Here is a 22584-nt window from a genome sequence, read left to right on the forward strand (position 1 = left end):
TGTATTTCTATCGCTCTTCGGGCATTGCCACAAGGGGCGTCCGTAGCGGGCGGGCAGACATCGGCCCGACCCTCCGGTCGGACACCGCATCGTGCTGCCATCGGGAGGGGGTGCCCCCCGCGAACACGGAACAGGGGCGCGGCCACTGCACGGCCGGTGACGGGCCCGCCAAAGGTGCGCAACGGCCCCGCGCGCTAGCCGTGCCCGCCCCCTGCGCGCACGCACGCATCCTCGTGCAGGACGTGATGCATGCAGTAGCGCCATACACGCCACGCAAGGTAGCCCATCACCAGCCCCACCACCCAGCCGGCGAGGATGTCACTGGGGTAGTGCTTGCCGAGGTACAGCCGCGACCAGCCAACCAGAAGAGGCACGGGCAGCAGCCACGGCCGCAGCAACGGCACGGCGAGCATGATGACGAGACAGACAGCCATGGAATTGGCGGCATGCGACGACACGAACGATGAGCCCTTCACCGCCGTCGGCACGAAGTCGGGCGGCGTGATGCTCCATGCGCCCTCGTCCACCATGTGCACGCCCGCAAGGGCTTGCATGGGGCGCAGCCTTCCGGCCTGCCCCTTGATGACGTTGCATGTGGCGTCGGTGACGCCTGCGGCAAGCCCCGCCAGCAGCAGCACGGCTGCCACGCGGCGCCAGAGGGGCCGTTCAGGCAGAAGGGCCGCGCCCTGCGGGCCTGAACGACGTCGCAACCACAGGAAGCCTCCGGCTACGACAGCCAGCAGAAGCCACAGGGCCATGCCCGACACGGCGGGCATGAGCACGTCGAGAAGAGGGGTGCGCCACGTACCGTTGGCGAGCCTGAAAAGCGCGAGATCCCACGAAGGGGTGGCGAAGGGCATGGGGGATTAACCGGAGATCAGTTGAGGATGTAGCGCATGGGGTTCACGCATACGCCGTTGACACGCACTTCGTAATGGAGGTGGGGGCCGGTCGTACGGCCTGAACTGCCGACGTAGCCGATGATGTCGCCACGCTGTATCGACTGGCCTTCCTTGACGACGAAGCGCTGCATGTGGGCGTAACGGGTAGACAATCCGGCACCGTGCTGGAGGATGACGCAGTTGCCGTAGGCGCCGTCGGTTCCGGCGAAGGTCACCGTGCCTCGCGCCGGGGCCCATATGGGTGTACCGGGACGGTTGTTGATGTCGAGCCCCTTGTGGAACTCGCCCCTGCTCGTGAACGGGGACTTGCGCGAACCGAACGTTGAGGAGATGAACCCTTCAGTGGGCCAGATGGACGGTGTGGCTGCGAGGATGTCGCGGTTGGCGCGCAGGGCATGCAGCAACTCCTGCTGGCGGACCTCTTCGAGCCGTACATCCGTGGCAAGCTGCTTGATGAAGGTGTGCATCTTGCGCGCCAGCAACTCCTGCCGGTGCAGCGGCAGATACCCCTTGGAGAGGTCTTCGGTGCGCGAACCGCCCATGGAGGTCTGCACTTCGGTGGGGTCCTTCTCCATGTTGATCATGAGCCGCAGCTTGGTATCGAACTGCTGCACGCGGGTGAGGTCCGCCTGCAAGCCCTGCAACTTGCCCGTCATGGCAAGCAGCTGCGTACTCTGTTCTTCGATGGTCTTCTCGGCCTCGGCAAGGCGCTGTTCCACCTCATAGGTGTGCAGGTACTTGCCCGCCAGCCAGATGGTGAGCCCCATGAGGCTGGCGACGAACAGCACCCCGGCGATACCGCACCAGCCGCGCATGAACAGGTTGCGGCACGAACCGCCCCGTTCGCGGAGGATGACGATGTGGTATTTGCCGAACAGCATGGGAACCTTTGGCCGGGGTTGCGGGACACGGAACAGGTCGAAACGGGTCGTAGCCATCAATGCCGGATGCCCACAGACCACCATTGTTAACGTTGCGTCAATCGGCCTTGGGTGTCAAGTCCATCTGCCAACGACACAACCCGTTGAAGACATTGCGTTTCATGCCCTTGTTCTCGCGACACAGCCGCTGAAAATCATCCATCACCTCACTACGCCGGGTCGCCCCGGCTGACGGGCAGGGGTTGCTCCATACAGGCAGCCCCCACTGCCGCACCGCACGCGCGATGTCGCTCTTCTCCACCATGAGCAGGGGGCGGATGACCTGCAACCTGCCGCCAAAGAACGCCTCCTTCATGGACATGCCGTCCACGCGTCCGTTCTGGTACAGGTTCATGAGGAACGTGCCCACGAGGTCGTCGGCGTTGTGCCCGAAGGCAAGATGGGAGAGCCGATACTGGGCACACAGTTCGAAAAGCCGTTTGCGCCGCAGCCAGGCACAGTAGAAGCACGCGGAGTTGCGACGGTTCTCCGGCGAATGGGCGCGCGGCCCATGGTCCGTCACCTCGATATGGGCTGCCACACCGTTACGCTCAAGCCACGGCAGCAGCGGGGCATGGTTCTCCGGGTCGAAACCGGGGTTCACGTGCAGCGCCATGATTTCGAAGGGAAAGGGCACGATGCGCTGCCGTATGCGCAGCACCTGCAACAGCACCCAGCTGTCCATGCCGCCCGACACCGCAACGCCGATGCGTGCGCCGGGATAGAGCATCCCCGTGTGCTGCATGGTCTTGCCCGCGCTCTTGATGCATACTTGCTGGGCGTAGGTGTATTTCTCTCTCGCCATGAGTCCTCCACCGGAAGTTCCGGTGCCCCCCGATACCCGCACCGCCCGCCGGAAGCAACCGTTCACGGATACCGGGGAAGCCCCGTCCCGCACCTCGCACCCTCGGCACCGACACCACATCCGGTATTGGACAGACCTCGGGCAGCTTTGCGGGCGGGGCAGGATCAGGCCCCTTACTACTTGACTTGAGACATGAACAGGGTCTATTTTCTCCGACTTGGCGTGTCGCCGGTGTTCAGCCCGCGTCGCGCACGCACCGTCCGGGATGCACAACAGAGTGACATCCCCGGCTTTTTGTCGTGCCCGCCGCTGAAGGGGTGGACAACGCGCCCGTGTGCGTTATCCTGTCCTTCATCATCGGCTTCTGCCGTACATCACACACCCTCCGGAGGAATCTTACCCATGGCACGTATTACCGTGGAAGATTGCCAGAAGCGCATCGACAACCGTTTCCTGCTCGTCCAGATGGCCATCAAGCGCGTACAGCAGTACCGCGAAGGCTACGAGCCCCTGGTGGACTCGAAGAACAAGGAAGTGGTCACCGCCCTGCGTGAGATCGCCGCCGGCAAGGTCATGCCCGAAGACCTCGCCCTGTATCGTCCCGCAGAGGGCGAGGAAATGCCCGTCGCCGAATAATCCGGTCGCCCCATGAGCCAGAGAGATTACTACGAAGTTCTCGGTGTCGCGCGCGACGCGTCAGAGGACGACATCAAGCGCGCCTACCGGAAGCTGGCCCTCCAGTACCACCCCGACCGCAACCCCGACGACCCCGAGGCCGAACAGAAGTTCAAAGAGGCCGCCGAGGCGTACGACGTGTTGCGTGACGGTGAGAAACGCGCCCGTTACGACCGCTTCGGTCATGCGGGTGTGGGCAACGGCGGCGGCTTCGGTCAGGGCTTCTCGTCCAACGAAGACATCTTCGCCCACTTCAGCGACATCTTCGGCGACCTGTTCGGCTTCGCCGGGGCCGCTGGCGGGCGTTCGCGCGGCCCCCGGCCTCAGGCCGGTTCAGACCTGCGCTACAACCTGACCATCTCGTTCAGGCAGGCCGCCAAGGGCGACGAAGTCACCCTGCGGTTGCCCAAGAGCGTCCCTTGCGACGAGTGCGGCGGCAGCGGTGCGGCACCCGGCACCCGGCCCGAGACCTGCCGTCACTGCGGCGGCGCGGGCCAGATTCGCCAGAGTCAGGGTTTCTTCCAGATTGCCATGCCCTGCCCCGTATGCCGTGGCGAGGGCACCGTCATCACCTCTCCCTGCCCCAAGTGCAAAGGTTCCGGGCAGACGCAGCAGGTCAAGGAACTTTCGGTTCGCATCCCCGCCGGAGTGGACACGGGCAACCGCCTGCGTCTGCGTGGCGAAGGCGAACCGGGCATCCATGGCGGGCCTGCAGGCGACCTGTATGTCGTCATCAGCGTCGAGGACGACAAGACCTTCCGCCGTCAGGGGCAGGACCTTGTCGTCACCCGCGAGATTTCCTTCGTACAGGCGTCGCTGGGCGACCGCATAGACGTGCCCACGCTCGACGATGACATCACCCTCGACATTCCCGCCGGCACCCAGAGTGGCGAGGTCTTCCGCCTTGTCGACAAGGGGCTGCCCTACCTCGGGCACGGCCACACCGGCGACCTGCTTGTCGAGATCCGCGTCGTGACCCCCACACGGCTCACCAAGAAGCAGGAGGAACTCCTGCGCGAGTTCGCCCTGCTCGACGAGGAGAAGCCGCTGGAGAAGGTCAAGAAGATGGCCCGCAAGATAGGCAAGGCCATGGGCATGGACTGAACGTAGGTTCTTCCGGGGCGTAGCCGCCCCCCTGCGGCCCCGTCATGCCTCGGCACGGCGGGGCCGTGAAGCACCGTCACCGGGCCCCTGCACACGGCAGTGCCCACCCGCCGGCAGGCCGTTGCCCGGAGAGGCCCTTCCCGGAAGGCGGCTTGCGCAGCCTCGGGGATGGCGGTACCCAAGCAGCCGCCCCGCAGGATGCACCGCCGCAGCGACGGGCGCGGCCCCTTGACCGGGGCGGAAGTATGTTCTACCCAATAGGTGCACCCGGTTCAGGGCGCCTTCCCGACACAGCCCCAGTCCCGCCATGAGATTCTCATGGCGTGGTGTTTTTTTGACGTGCACATGGCACCATACGTTACAGGCAAGGAACATCATGAGCAGCATTCCTATTTCCGTCGAAGGCTTCAAGCAGCTTGAAAAAGAGCTGGACCGTCTCAAGAAGGAACGCCCCGGCGTCATTCAGGCCATCAAGGAAGCACGCGAAGAGGGCGACCTGAGCGAAAACGCCGGCTACGACGCCGCGCGTGAACGTCAGGGGATGCTCGAGGCCCGCATCAAGTACATCGAATCGCGCATGGCGCAGTTCAATGTCATCGACCTCGACACCATCTCCGGCGACAAGGTCATGTTCGGCGCCACGGTGAAGATAGAAGACCTCGAATCCGGCGAAGAGAAGGAGTACACCCTTCTTGGCCCCGACGAGGCCGACTACGCCAAGGGCTCCATCTCCGTGCAGTCGCCCGTGGCCCGCGCCATGCTCGGCAAGGAGGAGGGTGACGAAATCGTGGTGGACGCTCCGCGCGGCAAGATCCATTACGAGATCGTCTCCATACGCTTTCTGGGCACCAAGGGTCAGCAGCGTTAGCCACGGGCGCGGCCACCCGCGCCTCGTCACCTCCGGCACATGGCCCTTGCGCAGTGACTCGCCCCGCGACCGGAGGCAGACGCCACGTACAGCCCCCGCCGCCATGAATCCGGCATGGTGTTGCCGCGGCCCCTTCGGGCAGACCATGGAGGCTCAGACGCCTGTCATGCGAAGCATGACAGAGATTGCGGCGTAACCTGTCCACCAGAACAACGCCTCTCCGGGGAGTGGCTTTCCGCATCAGCCCGCATCCCCTGACACGAATCATGACAATCCCGCAGGAGTGCCTCTCCTGCGGGATTGTCGTTTATGCCATTGCATCGGACGGTGCCGTCCCGCCTGTTGGCAGCCCCAGCGGGCAGCCCCGGCAGCACGGGGCAGCAGCACGGGAGACGCCGCGAAGGTGGCAACCAGAGGACACGCCCGCACTCGCAAAATAATACACAAAACCATCGACTGGGTTATCGTCATATCCAGTGTGAACCCCACGCCTTGCCATTCGACACCGGAGGCTTCATGCCCGAAAGCCCTCACCGCCCGCATCCTGACAGGAGCCCTTCAGGTCGCCATAGCACCTTTACCCGCCTTCTTCGCGCCTGCCTGACACCCGTTCTTCTGCTCACCCTTCTGACAGCCTGCGCCAAAGTGGGGCCGGACTTCAGCGCCCCCGGGGGGGACGTCCCCGACGTCTGGCAGGATGCCTCACATCCTGTGGCATCCTCCGATGCGGATGTGGACGGAACGTGGTGGAACACCTTCAATGACCCGGTGCTGGACAGCCTCGTCACGGAAGCGCGTAGCGCGAACCTGTCACTTCACCTTGCGGCGTTGCGCGTCTTCGAAGCCCGTGCGCGTCTGGGGGCGGCGGTCGGCAACCTCTACCCGCAAACGCAACAGGGGACTGGCGGTCTCACGTGGACACACCCCAGCGACAGGGCGCCCACAGCCCCGCAGCCGACGACGGGGCGCGACAACCCCGACTATGTACAGACGAGCGCAGGTCTCGATGTCGCCTGGGAACTCGACTTCTGGGGCAAATTCCGCAGGGGCATCGAGGCCGCAGATGCGGACCTGCGCGCGTCGATGGCAGACCATCAGACCGCGCTGGTATCCGTCTCCGCCGAAGTCGCCCGTTCCTACATCCTGTACCGCACGGTGCAGAAACAGCTTGCCATCGCGGAGACCAACGTGGCCATCCAGCGCGAGAGTCTGCGCATCGCCACGGCCCGCTTCAATTACGGCGCCACCAGCGAACGCGACATGCGACAGGCCCTCTCGCTGCTACGCGACACCGAGGCGCGCATCCCCAATCTTGCCCACTCTCTCCGCGAGACCCGCAATGCGCTTTGCGTGCTGCTTGGCAAGGCCCCGCAGGATATCAGCGCACGACTCGGAGACGCGCCCATACCCACCGCCCCAACACACGTCGCGGTGGGCATACCCGCCGACCTGTTGCGGCGGCGACCCGACGTACACAAGGCCCTCGCCACAGCCGCAGGGCAATGCGCACGACTCGGCGTGGCCAAGGCCGATTTCTACCCGGCCTTCACACTGGGCGGCTTCGTCGGGTTCACAGCCAGCAATGTCGGGGCGTTCGGGCTTGGAGACACGTTCTCGAACGGCTTCACCGCGTATGGGGGGCCCGGACTTTCCCTGCCCCTGTTCAACTACGGACGCATTGTCAGCAACGTACGCGCGCAGGACGCCCGGTTCCAGCAGTCACTGACAAGCTATCGGGAGACCGTACTGGTGGCCCTTCGTGAGACGGAGGACGCCATAGACAGGTTCATTCAGGCGCAGGGCCGTACGGCACTGCTGACCGAAAGCGCATCCGACGCCGCACGGTCCATGCAACTGGCCCTCATCCAGTATCAGGAAGGTTCCACCGATTTCACCACCGTGCTCACCGCAGCGCGCGACCTCGCAACCAGAGAAGACGCCCTCGCCGCGGCCAAAGGCGAAATCTGCCAGAGCCTCGTCGCCATGTTCAAGGCACTGGGAGGAGGCTGGCACAAGCTTCCCGGCGACGTCTTCATTCCCGTCAACGCCCTCCGTGAGATGCGTGAACGCACACACTGGGGCTCACTGCTTGAAGAGGATGCCCCACCAGCGAGTGAGGGCATCAGGCTACCCGACATGTAGGTTCGCCTCATCCTAGCCACATCGCCCGAAGGGGGTCGTTGATGTTGCGCCGCCACACCATTTCAAGAGCCGTCCACATTGCTCTTCTGGCCCTTGCCACCGCCACGGGCATCTACGGTTGCGACTCGCGCAACGCCTATGTGCCGCCTCCTCCGCCCAAGGTGACCGTCGGGGCGCCCCATGTGGGCCCCGTGACCGAGTACATGGAGTTCAGCGGCACCATCGCCGCTGTCGAATCCGTGGACATCACGGCGCGCGTGACCGGTACCCTCCGGTCGGCCCAGTTCCGCGATGGCTCCACTGTGCATAAGGGTGACCCGTTGTTCATCATCGAGCCGGAACCCTATCAGGCGGCCCTGCAGCGGGCAGAAGCCGAACTCGAAGTGCAGCAGGCAGCATTGGCGCGGGCCGAAACCGAACTGGCACGCAGCCGCAAACTGCTGACAGAGAAGGCCGGTTCGGAGACCGACGTGGTGAAATGGCAACAGCAGCGCGACAGCGCCAAGGCGAACATCAGCCGGGCCAAGGCACAGATAGAGACCGCACGCATCGACCTCGGCTACACCCGCATCACTGCGCCGTTCGATGGGCAGATAAGCCGCAGGTTCGCAGACCCCGGCAACGTCGTCGGCCCCGGGGCCGTGACCCGGTTGGCAACCATCGTCCGGCGTGACCAGGTGCATGTCTATTTCAACATCAACGAACGTGACCTCCTCCGGCTCATGGCTGAACGCCCCAAGCCGAAGACGGCTAGCGCGCCCACCATGCCGCTCGAGCTTGCACTCGCCGATGAAGACGGCTTTCCGCATGCGGGCAAGCTGGACTACGCAGACCCCGGCGTCGACCCCGCGACAGGCACGATGCAGTTGCGCGGCCTGTTCCCCAACCCTTCAGGCCGGTTGCTACCGGGCCTGTTCGCCCGGATACGCGTGGCCGTGGGCCAAAGCGACAAGGCCATGATGGTGCCGGACCGTGCCATCGGGCAAGACCAGTCGGGCAGCTACGTCATCATCGTCAACGCACAGAACATCGCAGAGCAACGAGCCGTCGTCCTTGGGCCGCTGCACGAGGGCTACCGCGTGGTCAGCAAGGGTTTGAGCGCAGAGGACAGGGTCGTGGTCAATGGCATCCAGCGCGCCCGCCCCGGAAGCCCTGTCGACCCGACCCCCGCCCCGGACACAGGACAGCCCGCAGGCAAGCCCGCCAGCTAGCCTCAATCGCCACAAGCAAAGGCTCGCCATGTTCGCGAAATTCTTCATCGACCGCCCCATTCTGGCTAACGTCATCGGCATCGTGCTCATTCTCATCGGCGTCGTATCGGTCATGCTGCTACCCATTTCGCAGTATCCTGAAATCACGCCCCCCACGGTCGAAGTAAAGGCCATCTATCCGGGCTCGAACTCGCTGGTACTCGCCGACACCGTCGGGGCCCCTATAGAACAGGAGGTCAACGGCGTCGAAGGCATGCTCTACATGTCCTCCAAGAGTGCCAACGACGGAACCTACACCCTGACGATCACCTTCGCCCTCGGAACCAACATCGACATGGCGACCGTGCTCGTCCAGAACCGCGTCAACGTGGCCATGGCGCGCCTGCCCGACGAGGTGAAACGACAGGGCGTAACGGTCAAGAAGAAGTCGACCGCCATCCTTCAGGTTGTCACACTCACCTCGCCGGACGGATCATACGACGACCTCTTCCTGAGCAACTTCGCATCACTGCGCATCAGGGACGAGCTTGCCCGCATACCGGGCGTGGGCGAAGCGACGGTGTTCGGCGCCGCAAGCTATTCGATGCGTGTCTGGCTTGATGCGCCCCGGCTCAAGAGCATGGGGCTCACGACAAAGGACGTGGTCAACGCCATCAGCGAACAGAACGTTCAGGTCGCTGCGGGCCAGATAGGCGCACAGCCCGCGCCCGACACCCAGAACTTCCAGTTCACGGTGCAGACGCAGGGCCGTCTGTCCAATGTCGAGGAATTCGAGGACATCATCATCCGGACGGCGACATCCGGGCCTGCGGGGCGTGTCGTACGGGTGCGCGACGTGGCGCGCGTCGAACTCGGCGGGCAGACATACGACCTCTACGCACAGAAGAACGGCAAACCTGCGGCACTCGTCATCATCTATCAGCTGCCGGGTGCCAACGCGCTGGATGTGGCACAACAGGTCAACGCACGCATGAAGACCCTCGGCAACGACTTCCCGCAGGGGGTCGCATGGGATGTCCCCTACGACACGACGCGATTCGTCGAAGCCGCCATCGAACAGGTCTACCACACACTTTTCGAAGCAGCGGTGCTCGTTCTCGCCGTCATACTCATCTTCCTGCAGGACTGGCGTGCGACGCTGGTTCCGGCATCCGTCGTGCCCATCACCATCCTCGGTGGTTTCATGGCCATGATGGGCCTCGGTTTTTCGGTGAACCTCGTCACGCTCTTCGGCATCATACTCGCCATCGGCATCGTGGTTGACGACGCCATCATCGTCGTCGAGGGCGCCGCGCACCACATGGAACATGGCGACCCCGCGCGCGAGGCCACCATCAAGGCCATGATGCAACTCTTCGGCCCCATCATCGGCATCACACTGGTGCTGTCGTGCGTGTTCATCCCCGCATCGTTCATGTCCGGCATCACCGGGCAACTCTACAGGCAATTCGCCCTCGTCATCGCATCGACAGCCCTCGTCAGCGCCCTGCTTGCCGCCACCCTCACCCCGGCACAGTGCGCCCTCTTCCTCAAACCCATCGTGCCGGGTCGCAACGCCTTCTACCGCGGGTTCAACAAGTCCTACGATGCCGTCGAGAACCTGTTCGTCACGATTCTGCGCACCATGGTGCGGCATGCGAAGACCACCATGCTCGTCTTCGTCGGCCTCATCACGGCCACCTTCTGGGCGTTCACCTCGCTACCCACGGGGTTCCTGCCCGACGAGGACCAGGGCTATGCCCTTGTGGCGGTGCAGCTGCCCGGTGCCGCATCACAGGCCCGTACGCGCGAGGTGACCACCAGACTCGACGCCATCTTCTCCGAGACGCAGGGGGTCGCAGACTGGATAACCTTTGGCGGCATGTCCATCCTGAACGGCGCCAACACCTCCAACTCCGCCACGGTGTTCGTCATGTACAAGGACTGGAGCGAACGCGGGGCACTCACGCAGGAGAGAATCGTCGCCGACCTGCGTCGCAAGGTCGCGTCCATTCAGGAAGGGATGGTGATTGTCGTGACGCCGCCCCCCATACAGGGACTGGGCAACGCTGGCGGATTCGAAATGATGGTGCAGGACCGGGCGGCGCTGGGGGCCCAGCAACTTGAGACCGTGGCCTACTCGATGATGGCGGCTGCACGGGGACAGTCGGGCCTTGGCAATGTCTCGACGACATACAACGCCCGCACACCGCAGCTTTTCGTCAACGTGGACCGTACGCAGGTCAAGAACTACGACGTGCAACTCAATGACGTCTTCAGCACGATGCAGTCCTACCTCGGCTCATCCTATGTCAACGACTTCAACAAGTTCGGAAAGACATATCAGGTCCGGGTGCAGGCAGACAGCCGTTACCGCCTCACCGCAGAGGACATCGGTCGCCTCGAAGTGCGCAACGCACAGGGCGGCATGGTGCCTCTGGGCGCGGTGACCGACGTGAAGGATGTCGTCGGACCCGACGTGGTCACCCGCTACAATCTCTACCCTGCGGCCTCCCTGATAGGCGCCGCCGCACCGGGATTCAGTTCGGGCCAAGCCCTCGCCCTGATGGAAGACATGGCCCGCAAGACCCTGCCGCAGTCGATGGGATTCGAATGGACGACCATGGCCTATCAGGAGAAGGCGACGGGCAACGAAGCCTTCGCCGTTTTCGGCTTCGCCGTGCTGCTCGTCTTTCTCGTGCTGGCGGCCCAGTACGAAAGCTGGTCTGCGCCAGCCGCCATCATCATGGTCGTTCCGCTGGCCCTGCTGGGAACCAGCATCGCCGTTGCGACGCGTGGCATGGACAACAACGTGTACACCCAGATAGGCATCGTGCTTCTCATCGCACTGGCGAGCAAGAACGCCATCCTCATCGTCGAATTCGCCCGTGAACTCCGCCTGCAGAAGGGCATGTCCATTCAGGATGCCGCAGTCGAGGGGGCCCGCGCGAGGTTCCGCCCCATTCTCATGACCTCGTTCGCCTTCATTCTTGGCGTCGTTCCCCTGCTCACCGCCTCCGGCGCCGGTTCGGCAAGCCAGCGAGCGCTCGGCACGGCGGTCTTCGGAGGCATGCTGGCATCGACATTCCTTGCCGTGCTCTTCGTCCCGGTCTTCTTCACTGTCATCCAGACCTTGAGCGAAGGCCTTTCGCGTCAATCGTCACCCAGCCAGAAGAACATCAACCACAAGTGAGACGACGATGAACAGGACTGCATACATCGGCTGCGCCCTTCTCATGAGTCTGGCACTTGCACTGACCGCATGCGCCGCCCACAAGATGGAAAGCAAACCTTCCGGCTTTCTCCGTGACTATCAGGGCCTTTCAAAAGGACGAGATGATCAGGCGGGGCTGATATGGATCAAGCCCGGCATCAAGGCAGGCGACTACGACGGCATCGTCATCGACAGGGTCCAGACATGGATCAAATCGGATACCACATTCAAGGGTGTAGACGCCAAGGAACTTGATGCCCTCACGACATTCTTCAGCGATGCCCTCGTCCGCGAAGTAGGCAAGGTCATGCCCATCGTCGCGAAGCCCGGCCCGAAGACCCTTGTACTGCGTACTGCCATCACGGACATCGTGCCCAGCAATCCCGTCACCGGAACACTCTCGTCCATCGTGCCCATCGGCATCGTCGCCTCCGGTGCCACGGCGGCGGTCACCGGCGAACACATCGGCGTTGGCGAGGCGGCAATCGAGATGGAGTTGCTGGACGGCGCGACGGGCAGCCGCCTTGCAGCTGCGGTAGACCGACGTAGCGGCACGAAGGCACCCTTCCGCGGGTCGCTGACCGACGCCGAGGATGCATGCAATTACTGGGCGCAACTCGTCGGCAAACGCCTTGCCGAGTTCAAGAATGGCACGTTGCGCCCATAGCGCACACGACATGGAGTCCGGCAACGTCCATAAGGCGGTGCCCCGAAGTGCATGGTGGGTGCAGGACGAGAACAGGCCATCCGCTTGAGCTTCCGTCTGTTCCGCCATGTCCGCGCCCTGAAACAGCCTTGGGAGAAACGGCTACGGCTAGCTGTCCAACCCTATCAGAAGCCCTCTGAAACCGCCTGAAAGAACGAAGCCCCCGACACCATCATGCCGGGGGCTTCTTGCCGTCTTTTCCTGTGCCACTTCGCCTGCGACACAATGCCAAAGCGTTCGTGCGCTTACAGAGCCCCCCGAAAGAGGGCTTTTTGCACTTATTACACGCTGTGGTCTACAAAGGTACACAGAGGTACTCAACAGCACGAAAAACGGGTTAGGATATACTCCTAACCCGTTGATTTCCGTGGTGCCGAGGGAGAGAATTGAACTCCCGACACGGGGATTTTCAGTCCCCTGCTCTACCAACTGAGCTACCTCGGCGTCGCGAAGGCTGTGAATAGGCAAAAAGCCGGAGCTTGGCAAGCCTTTTTTTATCCCTGTCCCAAAAAACATGACGGCCCTTGGCGGAATCGCACGAACCCGCCCCGCGCCGCATGCTGTCCAAAGTGGTTACAGCAACATCCGCTTGGCCTGACGCATGGCGTTATGGCAGTCGGACACGAAACGGTAGGCTGCAAGCTGCCTTGGCGTGGCGTCGGCTGCGGGCCTTCCGGAAGCGGCCCACATGAGCAGTTCGTCCACAGGCGCGTTGACGCTGAACCAGTACCCCTGTTCGGCCGGGACTGTAGCATGGGCGTAATGCCCGAAGATGATGCGATCGTCGATGATGATGCAGGGTACGCAGGGCAGGGCGCGCGTCTCGTACACTTCGACAAGCCCTTCATGGCGTACCGCAAGCCGCACGATGAAATCCCGCGAGGCAGCGAACTCATGTTCCGTCTCTGCGATGCCCTGACCGGGACGCAGCAGTTGCAGGAATTCATCGAGCCATGCCTTGCGCGAGATGAAGGGGATGGTGATGATGGAGAGTCGGCCGAAGCCGGGCTGCCCCAAGGCGCAGGAAAGGGCGTCGCAAAGGTCGGGCGACCGCGCGAAGCGGTCGTACAGGGCAAGGTTGAGGATGATGCGCTTGCGCGCCTCGGCGAGGGCCTGCGGAAGGCTTACGGTATGGATGCCGACGTACACATATCCCCCTTGCTGCTGATGTCCAGACGCGAAAGACCAAAGCCCCACCGGATTGCGCGCGGCGAACAACAGGGGTCTCCATCCCCGCAACGGGCATGGCACGTTCCGGCGCTGCGCTTCGCGCATGGAGCGTAGTCCAACCATACGCCTTGTGGCAACACTTCGTTTTTTATGGAAGGACCGGGCCTGACACCCGCCGTCGCCAGCCCCTCCTGCCTTCTGGCGTCGCAGTCAGTGCCCCCAAAACGGATGGGGTTACCGGGGGGGCAGTGGCACCGACGGGATAGCCACGAACCAGGCAGCCACGGCGGCGACGTACCTTGCGGGTCTGACGCACGGATATCGCACACTACGACGGTTGCAGCATGCGTCGCCACAAGGGCTTTTCATGCTGGAACACTCCCATGGCACCCCATCGGCAGAGGCACCATCGCGCTTCCCATGGTCCGCGCCTCTCATGCATTCACGGGAGGGAGTCACCACCAGTGCTGCGGGTAGCGCCTGTGCTTCGGGATGTTGTTGATGACAAGGGCCACCCCCAGAATGATGAATGCACCGGCACCCACTGGGGCCACGACGTACCCGTACCCGAGGTCGTGGATTGCCGGGCTTCCCGTCACGGCGATGAGGGCCGTCGCACCTCCGGGGGGATGGAGTGTGCCCGTCATGTGCATGAGGGCGATGGCCGTACCCACGGCAACCGCAGCCGCAAGCCAGGGTGTGCCACCCAGCGCCTGCCACGTGGCCACGCCGACCAATGCTGAAAGCACATGCCCCCCCACGAGGTTGCGCGGCTGTGAAAGAGGGCCCGCAGGCGCACCGTAGGCCAGCACGGCAGAGGCACCGAACGAACCGATGAGAATCGCACCGTCCGAGGGGGAGGCCAGATGTTCACACAGCCACGCCACGAGTCCGATGCCGCAGATGGCCCCGATGAACGACCACGCGGCTTCAAGAGGGTCTGCCGCGCACTGGCTGCGCCCGCAGCCACGCATCTTTCCGAAGTAGTGTCTCACGTTCTCTCCTGTGCTGTTGCCACGCCTTGGATTGCGCAAGGCGCATCCCCGGTTGTGCGCCCCTTGCGCCGGGCATACCGTGACGTGGGTCACAGACGCCGCCTGTCACGCGACTTTGCGCCCGAAGAGCGTCCTGCCGCGTGCCGCCCCATGGGGTGCTGGCAGCGATGATACGGGTGGCAGCACCACAGCCGCATGGAGGAACAGGGTGGCAATAGAGTTCTGTTATCACCACAACATACTGAAAATATTATTTTATTAACATAATACTTGCCACTCGCCGTTCGATTGGTTATCGATTGCGTTTATTCTGGGAAAATCGTTTCCTGAACAAGGGAGAACACCGCATATGACCCGCAAAGACCGCACAGAAGGCATCTACAGCCGCCGTGAAGTGCTCGACGAGAGCGAGCGCAGGCAATACTACCTCATCCAGCTCAAAGACCTGCTGGCCTACGCCTACCGCTACTCCGAGGACGTGAAGAAGCGTTTCGACCGCGCCCAGTTCAGCGTGGAGAAGTTCAAGACGCTGTCTGACCTCAAGCACATCCCCATCCTCAAGAAGAAGGAACTCATCTTCCTTCAGTCTATGGGGCCGCGTCTGGGCGGTCTGCTCACCAAGGACCTTGGCGAGCTCAAGCGCATATTCCTCTCCCCCGGCCCCATATTCGACCCCGAAGACCGCGCCGACGACTACTGGGGCTACACCGAGGCCTTCTATTCCGTGGGCTTCCGTCCCGGCGACCTGTCGCAGATCACCTTCAACTACCACCTCGCCCCGGCGGGCCTGATGTTCGAAGAGCCTCTGCGCAACCTCGGCTGCGCCGTGGTGCCCGCGGGCCCCTCCGACGCCAGCACCCAGCTCGACATCATGCAGAAGCTGCGCGTCTCCGGCTACGTGGGCACGCCCAGCTACCTCATGCACCTCGCCCAGAAGGCAGAGGAGAAGGGCCTCAACCTGCGCAAGGACCTCTTCCTCGAAGTGGCGTTCGTCACCGGCGAACGCCTGTCCGAGAAGATGCGCGCCCAGCTCGAGAAGAAGTTCGACATGGTCATGCGTCAGGGCTACGGCACCGCCGACGTGGGCTGCATCGGCTACGAATGCTTCCACAAGACCGGCCTGCACATCGCCAACCGCTGCTTCGTCGAGATATGCCACCCCGACACCGGCATTCCGCTGAAGGACGGCGAAGTGGGTGAGATCGTCGTCACCGCCTTCAACAAGACCTATCCGCTCATCCGTCTCGCCACCGGCGACCTGTCGTACATCGACCGCTCGCCCTGCCTCTGCGGGCGCACCAGCCCCCGTCTCGGCAGCATCGTGGGCCGTGTCGACACCACCGCCCGCATCAAGGGCATGTTCGTCTACCCGCATCAGGTCGAGCAGGTCATGTCGCGTTTCGAAGAGGTGAAGCGCTGGCAGATCGAAGTCACCAACCCCGGCGGCATCGACGAGATGACCCTGCTCATCGAAGCCAGCAACTTCCGTCGCGAAGACGAGCTGCTCCACCAGTTCCGCGAGAAGATCAAGCTGCGCCCCGACCTCAAGATCCTCACGCCCGGCACCCTGCCGCCGCAGATTCGTCCCATCGAGGACAAGCGCGTATGGGACTAGCGGCCCGTTGCGCCCTGATTCTCTGCCTGTTCATGCTGACAGGCGGCTGCTCCCTTGCGGGGCGGCCGCCTGCGGCATCGCACGGAGTCGTGCCTGTGGCCTCGCCGCAGGATGACGTGCCGCGCGCCGGACAGGTCTCCGCCGCTACGGCTGCTGCCGTTCCGGTGGGGAGTTTCGTGCAGGGCGACGGTTCGCTGATTGCATCTTCCGATGTCGTGCGCCGCCTCGCCGGGGCCGACTACATCCTCGTGGGCGAGTCGCACACCTCGCCGTGCGACCACCGTCAGCAGGCGCGCCTGTTGCGCCTGCTGACGGACGCGGGCCTTCGCCCGGTCGTCGGGCTGGAGATGCTGCCCACCGCCACCAACCCCGCGCTGTGGCGTCTTTCGGCCGGCAGCCTCGGCATCGACGCCCTGCCCGACGCCGTGGACTGGCGCACCAACTGGGGCTACGATTTCGCACTGTACCGCCCCGTCTTCGAGGTCATCGCCTCTGCGGGGCTACCGGTGCGCGGCCTCAACCTGCCCGCCGGACTCGCCCGCAAGGCGGGCCGTGAAGGGCTGGAAGGCCTGCCGCCCGCAGAACGCGCCCTCATCCCGTCCGTGGTCATGCCTCCTTCTGAAGGGCAGCGCGCGACGCTGGAAGAGGTCTTCCGCGAGCACATGACCATGCGCGAGATGCGCAAGCCCGGTGGCGCCACCTCCGCCACAGGCGCAGCCTCTTCGACCGGAATGCCCTCGGGTACTGCCGCCACCGCGGGAATGCCCACGGAAACAGTGCAGGCGGCAGCCCCCGCAGCCCCGGAACAGACCATGCCGGAGGCCATGCGCCGGGCATTCGACAGCTTCATGCTCGTCCAGTCGGTCTGGGATGCGACCATGGCCTACGAAGCTGTGCGCGCCCGCATCGACATCGGCGGCCCGGTCTACATCCTTGCGGGTGGCGGGCATGTCGAATACGGTTGGGGCATCGCACGGCGTCTGCGGGGTTTCGACCCCACCGCGCGCATCGTGCTTGTCCATCCATGGCGAGGAGACGGCACGCCAGACCCGGCACAGGCCGACATATTCTTCAGATGCGACGCAGCCCCGCCAAGGCTGGGCCTCGCCTTCACCTTCGATGACGGACGTGTCCGCATCGCAGAGGTGCTGCCCGGTTCACCCGCCGCCGCTGCGGGCTTCTTGCCCGGCGATGTGGTGCTGACCGCTGGCGGACGCACCGTGGATTCACCCAAGGTGCTGCACGAGGCCGGGTCTGCGGCTGCGGCTTCCGGCGCATCCATCGTCTTCACCGTGCTGCGCGACGGCGCGTCGCACACCATCACCGTCCCCGGCCGTGCCGGGGCGAAACCCTGACCCCCGAGACCTCCACTCATCCTCAGGAGCCCGACGTGCTCTATCCCGCACTCCTCTCGCCCGAAGGCGAGGATGCCTATACCGTTGTCTTCCCTGACTTTCCCGACTGCGAAGCCACGGCAGACACCCTTTGCGAAGTCTACGGGCTCGCTGAAGAAGTGCTCGCCGAACACGTTCGCGGCCTCATCGGTCGTGGTGGCACGCCCCCCGAACCCACGACCCCGGACAGGGTAGATGGACTGGGGGCACCGGGCGTAGCCCTGCTGATGGTGCCCGTGCGTCTCGAACCACGCCGCAACGTCAAGGTGACGCTGACCATCAGCGAAGACGAAAAGGAACTGCTCGACCGTCTCGCGCATGAATGGGACATGAGCCGTTCGTCACTGGTGGTGACGGCACTGCATGACATGTGCAACCGCATGGGCTGCGACTAGGAACGCACACCTGCACAAGCCGAGGGTAGCGCGGCGCAGCAGGCATAGCCCCTCAGCACCGACAACACACCGACCCCAGTGACGGAGAACAGGTCATGCCTGAACTGCCTGAAGTGGAAACCATCGCCTGCGGCTTGCGTCCGGCCCTTTCAGGGCGGCGCATCGTGGGTGTTACGGTGCACAACCCCGGCACGCTGGAAGGTCCGCTGTGCACACCTGCCGCCTTCACGGAGGCCGTGCAGGGGCAACGCATCGCGGATGTGGGACGGCGCGGCAAGCTGCTGCTTGTGGCGTTCGCGTCATTGCCACCTGTCGGCCACGCAGGACAACCGCGACCTGAAGGTCTCTCCTCTTCCACGGTTCGCGACTTCCTCGTCACGCACGGCTTTCATGCCGCAGGGTGCGCCACGTCAGTCCATGCCTGTGCCCCCCTTCTTGCGGACGGGCAACAGACACGGGGCCGTCTCGCGGGGCACGGCGATGGCATGGATGGCACATCGCGGACGGGAAGCACCTTGCCCGGAACCGGAGGCACCGAAAACTCTGACGCTGTAGCCGTAGCGGATGACGACACCGTCCTCGGTCTCGCCTTCCACCTCAAGATGACCGGACGCCTCTTCATCCACCCGCCCGCAACCCCGGCGGGTATCCACACCCGCGTGGTCTTCGACCTTGAAGGCGGCACTCGCCTCTTCTTCGATGACGCCCGCAAGTTCGGCTATGTGCGTTGCATCACCCGGCGCAGCCTTGCGCTGTGGCCTTTCTGGCGCGACCTCGGCCCCGAGCCCCTCGAGACTGAAGCGCGCGGCTTCGCGGCGCGGCTCGCCCGCAGGCGAGGGCGCATCAAGGCCCTGTTGCTCGACCAGAAGGTCGTGGCGGGGGTTGGCAACATCTATGCCGACGAGTCGCTGTTCCGTGCCGGCATCCGCCCCGACACGCAGGCCCATACCCTGACGCCGGAACGCCTCTTCGCCCTGCACGGGCATCTTCAGGATGTGCTGCGCGAGTCCATCGCCGAATGCGGCAGTTCCATCCGTGACTACCGCGATGCACACGGCGATGCGGGGGCCTTCCAGAACAGCTTCAGGGTCTACGGGCGGGGCGGGCAGCCTTGCCGTCACTGCGGCACGACTCTCGCCACGGCGCAGGTAGCAGGACGCACCACGGTCTTCTGCCCGCAGTGCCAACGGTGACAGGCCGAGTCGTCGATTCTGGAGTGTGAGGCGCAGGGTGCGGGAATGACGTGTCGCACGTCCCCCATCCGCCACGGGGGGGCAGCCCACGGCATCGGCAGACCGGCCCACGGCAGGACACATGCACGGCATGATGCCGTCCGCGTCTTGCCCTTGAAGGCTGGACTCCGGCAGAGCGCCAATGCAGCAGGAACAGCCAGCCGGAACGCAGTACCCGGCGCCTCAAGGGCCGCGTGTTGCCCGTCCGTCAGCCTTCGTGCTGAGAGGCCCGTCACTCCCCGAAGGCCGACGTGTCCGCAGCCCCCCTGTCGCGACTCGTATCCAACGTCAACGGGCCTCGACCGCCGTCATCCCATCCCAGCATGATGCACCCGGCCTCCCCCGTGGTGCGTAGCGTCACGCCACGTTCAGCCAGCGCAGCCCGCACGGCTGCGACGGGAAAGCCATACCTGTTGTCCACACCGCAACTGGCGATGGCAAGGCGCGGGGCCACCGCATCATAGAAGGCGGGCAGCAGACTCGACGCAGACCCGTGGTGCGGCAGCACCAGCACCTCCGCCTTCAGCGGTGCGCCACTGCGCAGGATGTCTCGCAGGGCCGGGGCCTCGGCATCACCGCACAACACCGCCAGCCCCCTGCCATCTCGCTCAAGACGCAACACCAGTGCCTTGTTGTTGCTCGACCCGCGATGCTTCTGCGGCGGGTGCAGCACACGCAACGCCAGTCCGTCACCGAGGGGCAGCACCTCACCAGCGTACATCGGGGTCGCCTCCATACCGGTGCGTGCCAGCACCCGGGAAAGGTCGCGGGCATTGAGACCGCGCGGTGCGTCGCCATTGGTGGCGAACGCGTCCACGGCGAAACGGTCGAGGATGTGGATGAGACCGCGCAGATGGTCGGTGTCCGGATGGGTGTTGAGCACCATATCAAGGCGCGGCGAACGATTGGCAGTCAGCGCGGGGGCCACGAGGTCGCGTCCGGCGTCGAAACGGGGGGAGTTGAAGCCCCCGCCGTCCACCAGAAGCCGCCTGTCACCCGGAAGGTCGATGGCGATGGCCTGCCCCTGCCCCACATCGAGCACTGAGACCCGCACGGTGCCGTCCGTTGCGGCATACAGCCGCAGCACCGGGCCCGCCAGAAGCAGGGCGAGGGCAAAGGGCAGCAGGCGTCTCGCCAGCGGCGGCAGGCACGGGGCAGCCGCCCTTGCCCCCGCCAAGAGGGTACCCGCGGGTGTCGCGCCATGAGGGGCATGATGCGAAGCCCTGCCACGGGCAGGGAAATGGAACAGCCGACCGGGCAACGAAGCGAACGCAACCACCAGCGCGCCGTACCCCAGTGCCGCCGTCCAGTGCGGGCGCAGCATGGCGGGCACGGCCAGCAGCCCCGCCCCCTCCATCCACTCCAGCAGCCACATCAACCCTTCACAGGGCAGGGCGGCCACCATGAGCAACGGCCCAGCCAGCGGGCGCGTGAGGTCGGCGGCTTCACACACAAGGCCCAACGCCCCCAGAGGCAGTACCACGAGGTCGGCGAAGGGCAGCCACAGCAGGTTGAGCGCGAACCACGGGCTGGCCCTGCCGAAGCCAATGAGTTGCACGGGAAGCAAGGCCACCTGCACTGCCAGCGTGGTCAGGGCCATGAGCATCAGGGTACGCCGCACCCGCTGCCACACCCCATCGCGCAGCGTAGCGGTGTCGGGCCCTCCCGCATCGGAAATGCCCTCCGTGCCTGTGCTCAAGGTCCCTGTGCTTCCGGTCACGCCTGCCAGCGGTGGCGCGGTCCCCGGTCTGAAATTTCCATGATGACCGCCACCGTGAAGCCACGCCGCGAAGGGCAGGCTGAGGGCGATGGACGCCACGGCGAGGGCCGAGAGTTGCAGACCGAGGTCGTACACCGCATCGGGGTCGAAGAGGAGGATGCAGCCCACGGCCCACAAGAGGCCGTCCAGCAGTACGCCGGGCCTGTCGGCAAGGGCCAGCACCGTCCAGAAAAGGAGCATGAGCGCGGCACGCACCAGAGACGGCGGGGCATTCCCAAGCCAGAGGTACGCTGCGGCGGGCGGCAACGAAAGGACGAATAGCAGCTTGCGGCGCGGCAGGCGCAGGAAGACACCGGGGGTGAACCGGCCGACCAGCAACACCGCCGCCCCCGCGAAGAGGCCCGCCACGGCGAGGTGCTGCCCCGAAAGCGCAAGACTGTGCAGGAGGTCGGTGCGGGCGAAGAGGTCGAGCATGGCGCTGTCGAGGTGGAACCTGTCGCCGAAGAGTATGGCCAGCAGCACACCGCCCCCGCGCGTGATGCCCTGCGGGCCGCCAAGCGTATCGACAAGCCTCTCCCGCAGCCATGCGCGCAGGGCCGCAGGGCCGGACGGCGCGCCCGTCACCTCGGCACGGGGCATGTCATCCCGGGCCCATGCCCTGAAATGCGCGTCGCGGCGTTGCCAGTAGGCGGCACTGTCCTGACCGCCGGGGTTGGCGAAGCCACGCACCGGCTTCACGGCGAGGGTCGCCGTCACCGTCTGCCCGGTGAGGGGAAGCGCCACGGGGTGCTCCCATGTCCAGACAAGCCTTCCGGGTAGAGGCGGGGCAGGGGGGACGAGGGGGGCGGGCTGAACGCCTCGTCCGGTCTCGCCGCCCATGGCGCGGACTTCGGGTGGCAGGTGCGAACCTGCGCGTGCGGTCTCCGGCTGTCCCGCCCCTTCGCCGCGTCCTGCCGCGTTCTCCGCCACGGTGGGCCTCGCGGGCCTGCTGTCCGCCCTGTCCTCACCCTCTGCAACGTCAACAGGCAGGCCTTCAGCCTCGCTACCGTCGCCTTCGTCCCCGGCGGTCACCACCGGAGACGCACCGCCTTCCGGAAACACGGGGTGCACGTCGCGCAGCATGATGCGAAGTCGGCCATCCGGCAGGCCATCCACATCATCCACGATGCCCGTCACCCGCTGCGGCTTGCCCGTCACCCACGCCGGGGTGGGCGGCGTCTCGGGCAGGGCGGCGAGGGCCACGCCCCATCCGGCGGCATAGCACAGGCACAGCAGCACGAACCGTGCAGGGACGCGGGCGCGGGGCCAGTCTCCCGCCAGCAGCAGGGCGAACGCACACAGTGCCGGCAGGGGATGTCGCGCCGCAAAAAGCCCACCGACCCACGCCAGCATGCACACCTGTCGGAAAAGCAGTGAAGGGGTACGGGCAAGGTTCATGGCATGGCTACCCGGTGGCGGAGTTGGGGCCGAGGCTACGGGCGGGACCGGTGACGCAGGGCCGGAGGCACTCCGCCCCCAACCCGCAGGTACGGGAAGG

Annotated in this window: 17 protein-coding genes and 1 tRNA gene; 11 read left to right on the forward strand and 7 right to left on the reverse strand. The window is 64.8% G+C overall.

Annotated elements, in window-relative coordinates:
- Window positions 1-194 precede the first annotated feature (194 nt).
- The 3 genes from DVU_RS15235 to DVU_RS15245 all read right to left on the reverse strand — a co-directional run bounded on the left by DVU_RS15235 (window position 195) and on the right by DVU_RS15245 (window position 2627).
- The gene (locus tag DVU_RS15235; RefSeq protein ID WP_010940497.1) at window positions 195-860 is read right to left on the reverse strand and encodes a phosphatase PAP2 family protein; all 666 of its coding nucleotides are present in this window, start codon (window positions 858-860) and stop codon (window positions 195-197) included.
- A gap of 17 nt (window positions 861-877) precedes the next feature.
- Window positions 878-1783 carry a M23 family metallopeptidase gene (locus tag DVU_RS15240; RefSeq protein WP_011791421.1) on the reverse strand — a complete coding sequence of 302 codons (906 nt, stop codon included), beginning with the start codon at window positions 1781-1783 and terminating at the stop codon, window positions 878-880.
- A gap of 97 nt (window positions 1784-1880) precedes the next feature.
- Entirely contained in the window at window positions 1881-2627 is a 747-nt protein-coding gene (locus DVU_RS15245) for a tRNA lysidine(34) synthetase (RefSeq protein ID WP_010940499.1), read from the reverse strand.
- 402 nt (window positions 2628-3029) lie between these two features.
- On the opposite strand from DVU_RS15245, the gene rpoZ reads away from it, so the two are divergent.
- The 7 genes from rpoZ to DVU_RS15280 all read left to right on the forward strand — a co-directional run bounded on the left by rpoZ (window position 3030) and on the right by DVU_RS15280 (window position 12487).
- Window positions 3030-3263: a DNA-directed RNA polymerase subunit omega gene (gene rpoZ / locus DVU_RS15250; RefSeq protein WP_010940500.1), complete on the forward strand. Its 234-nt coding sequence runs from the start codon at window positions 3030-3032 to the stop codon at window positions 3261-3263.
- Window positions 3264-3275: 12 nt separating this feature from the next.
- Entirely contained in the window at window positions 3276-4406 is a 1131-nt protein-coding gene (dnaJ, locus tag DVU_RS15255; protein WP_010940501.1) for a molecular chaperone DnaJ, read from the forward strand.
- A gap of 376 nt (window positions 4407-4782) precedes the next feature.
- A complete protein-coding gene (greA, locus tag DVU_RS15260) occupies window positions 4783-5274 on the forward strand; it encodes a transcription elongation factor GreA (RefSeq protein WP_010940503.1) in 492 nt (163 codons plus the stop codon).
- A gap of 516 nt (window positions 5275-5790) precedes the next feature.
- Complete coding sequence (locus tag DVU_RS15265; RefSeq protein ID WP_010940504.1) at window positions 5791-7416, forward strand: efflux transporter outer membrane subunit; 1626 nt, start codon at window positions 5791-5793, stop codon at window positions 7414-7416.
- Window positions 7417-7457: 41 nt separating this feature from the next.
- Complete coding sequence (locus DVU_RS15270; RefSeq protein WP_010940505.1) at window positions 7458-8627, forward strand: efflux RND transporter periplasmic adaptor subunit; 1170 nt, start codon at window positions 7458-7460, stop codon at window positions 8625-8627.
- 28 nt (window positions 8628-8655) lie between these two features.
- A complete protein-coding gene (locus DVU_RS15275; protein ID WP_010940506.1) occupies window positions 8656-11799 on the forward strand; it encodes an efflux RND transporter permease subunit in 3144 nt (1047 codons plus the stop codon).
- Between the two features lie 7 nt (window positions 11800-11806).
- Window positions 11807-12487: a DUF3313 domain-containing protein gene (locus tag DVU_RS15280; protein WP_010940507.1), complete on the forward strand. Its 681-nt coding sequence runs from the start codon at window positions 11807-11809 to the stop codon at window positions 12485-12487.
- Between the two features lie 407 nt (window positions 12488-12894).
- On the opposite strand, the gene DVU_RS15285 is transcribed toward DVU_RS15280, so the two are convergent.
- The 3 genes from DVU_RS15285 to DVU_RS15295 form a co-directional block, all read right to left on the reverse strand.
- Window positions 12895-12970: transfer RNA gene (locus DVU_RS15285), tRNA-Phe, on the reverse strand.
- 129 nt (window positions 12971-13099) lie between these two features.
- Entirely contained in the window at window positions 13100-13675 is a 576-nt protein-coding gene (locus tag DVU_RS15290; protein ID WP_041722858.1) for a hypothetical protein, read from the reverse strand.
- 476 nt (window positions 13676-14151) lie between these two features.
- A complete protein-coding gene (locus DVU_RS15295) occupies window positions 14152-14691 on the reverse strand; it encodes an HPP family protein (RefSeq protein WP_010940509.1) in 540 nt (179 codons plus the stop codon).
- 349 nt (window positions 14692-15040) lie between these two features.
- Between DVU_RS15295 and DVU_RS15305 the strand changes: the two genes are divergently transcribed.
- From DVU_RS15305 to mutM, 4 genes are all read left to right on the forward strand, one after another.
- Window positions 15041-16306: a phenylacetate--CoA ligase family protein gene (locus DVU_RS15305; RefSeq protein WP_010940511.1), complete on the forward strand. Its 1266-nt coding sequence runs from the start codon at window positions 15041-15043 to the stop codon at window positions 16304-16306.
- Window positions 16297-17661, forward strand: a complete 1365-nt coding sequence (locus tag DVU_RS15310; RefSeq protein ID WP_010940512.1) for a ChaN family lipoprotein — start codon at window positions 16297-16299, stop codon at window positions 17659-17661. The genes DVU_RS15305 and DVU_RS15310 overlap by 10 nt, the downstream gene beginning before the upstream one ends.
- A 35-nt stretch (window positions 17662-17696) precedes the next feature.
- Complete coding sequence (locus DVU_RS15315; RefSeq protein WP_010940513.1) at window positions 17697-18095, forward strand: type II toxin-antitoxin system HicB family antitoxin; 399 nt, start codon at window positions 17697-17699, stop codon at window positions 18093-18095.
- Window positions 18096-18190: 95 nt separating this feature from the next.
- A complete protein-coding gene (mutM, locus tag DVU_RS15320) occupies window positions 18191-19288 on the forward strand; it encodes a bifunctional DNA-formamidopyrimidine glycosylase/DNA-(apurinic or apyrimidinic site) lyase (RefSeq protein ID WP_010940514.1) in 1098 nt (365 codons plus the stop codon).
- Between the two features lie 271 nt (window positions 19289-19559).
- Here mutM and DVU_RS15325 read toward each other — a convergent pair whose 3' ends face one another.
- A complete protein-coding gene (locus DVU_RS15325) occupies window positions 19560-22484 on the reverse strand; it encodes a ComEC/Rec2 family competence protein (protein ID WP_010940515.1) in 2925 nt (974 codons plus the stop codon).
- Between the last annotated feature and the right edge of the window lie 100 nt (window positions 22485-22584).

Source organism: Nitratidesulfovibrio vulgaris str. Hildenborough (genome assembly GCF_000195755.1).
Taxonomy (GTDB): Bacteria; Desulfobacterota; Desulfovibrionia; order Desulfovibrionales; family Desulfovibrionaceae; genus Nitratidesulfovibrio; species Nitratidesulfovibrio vulgaris.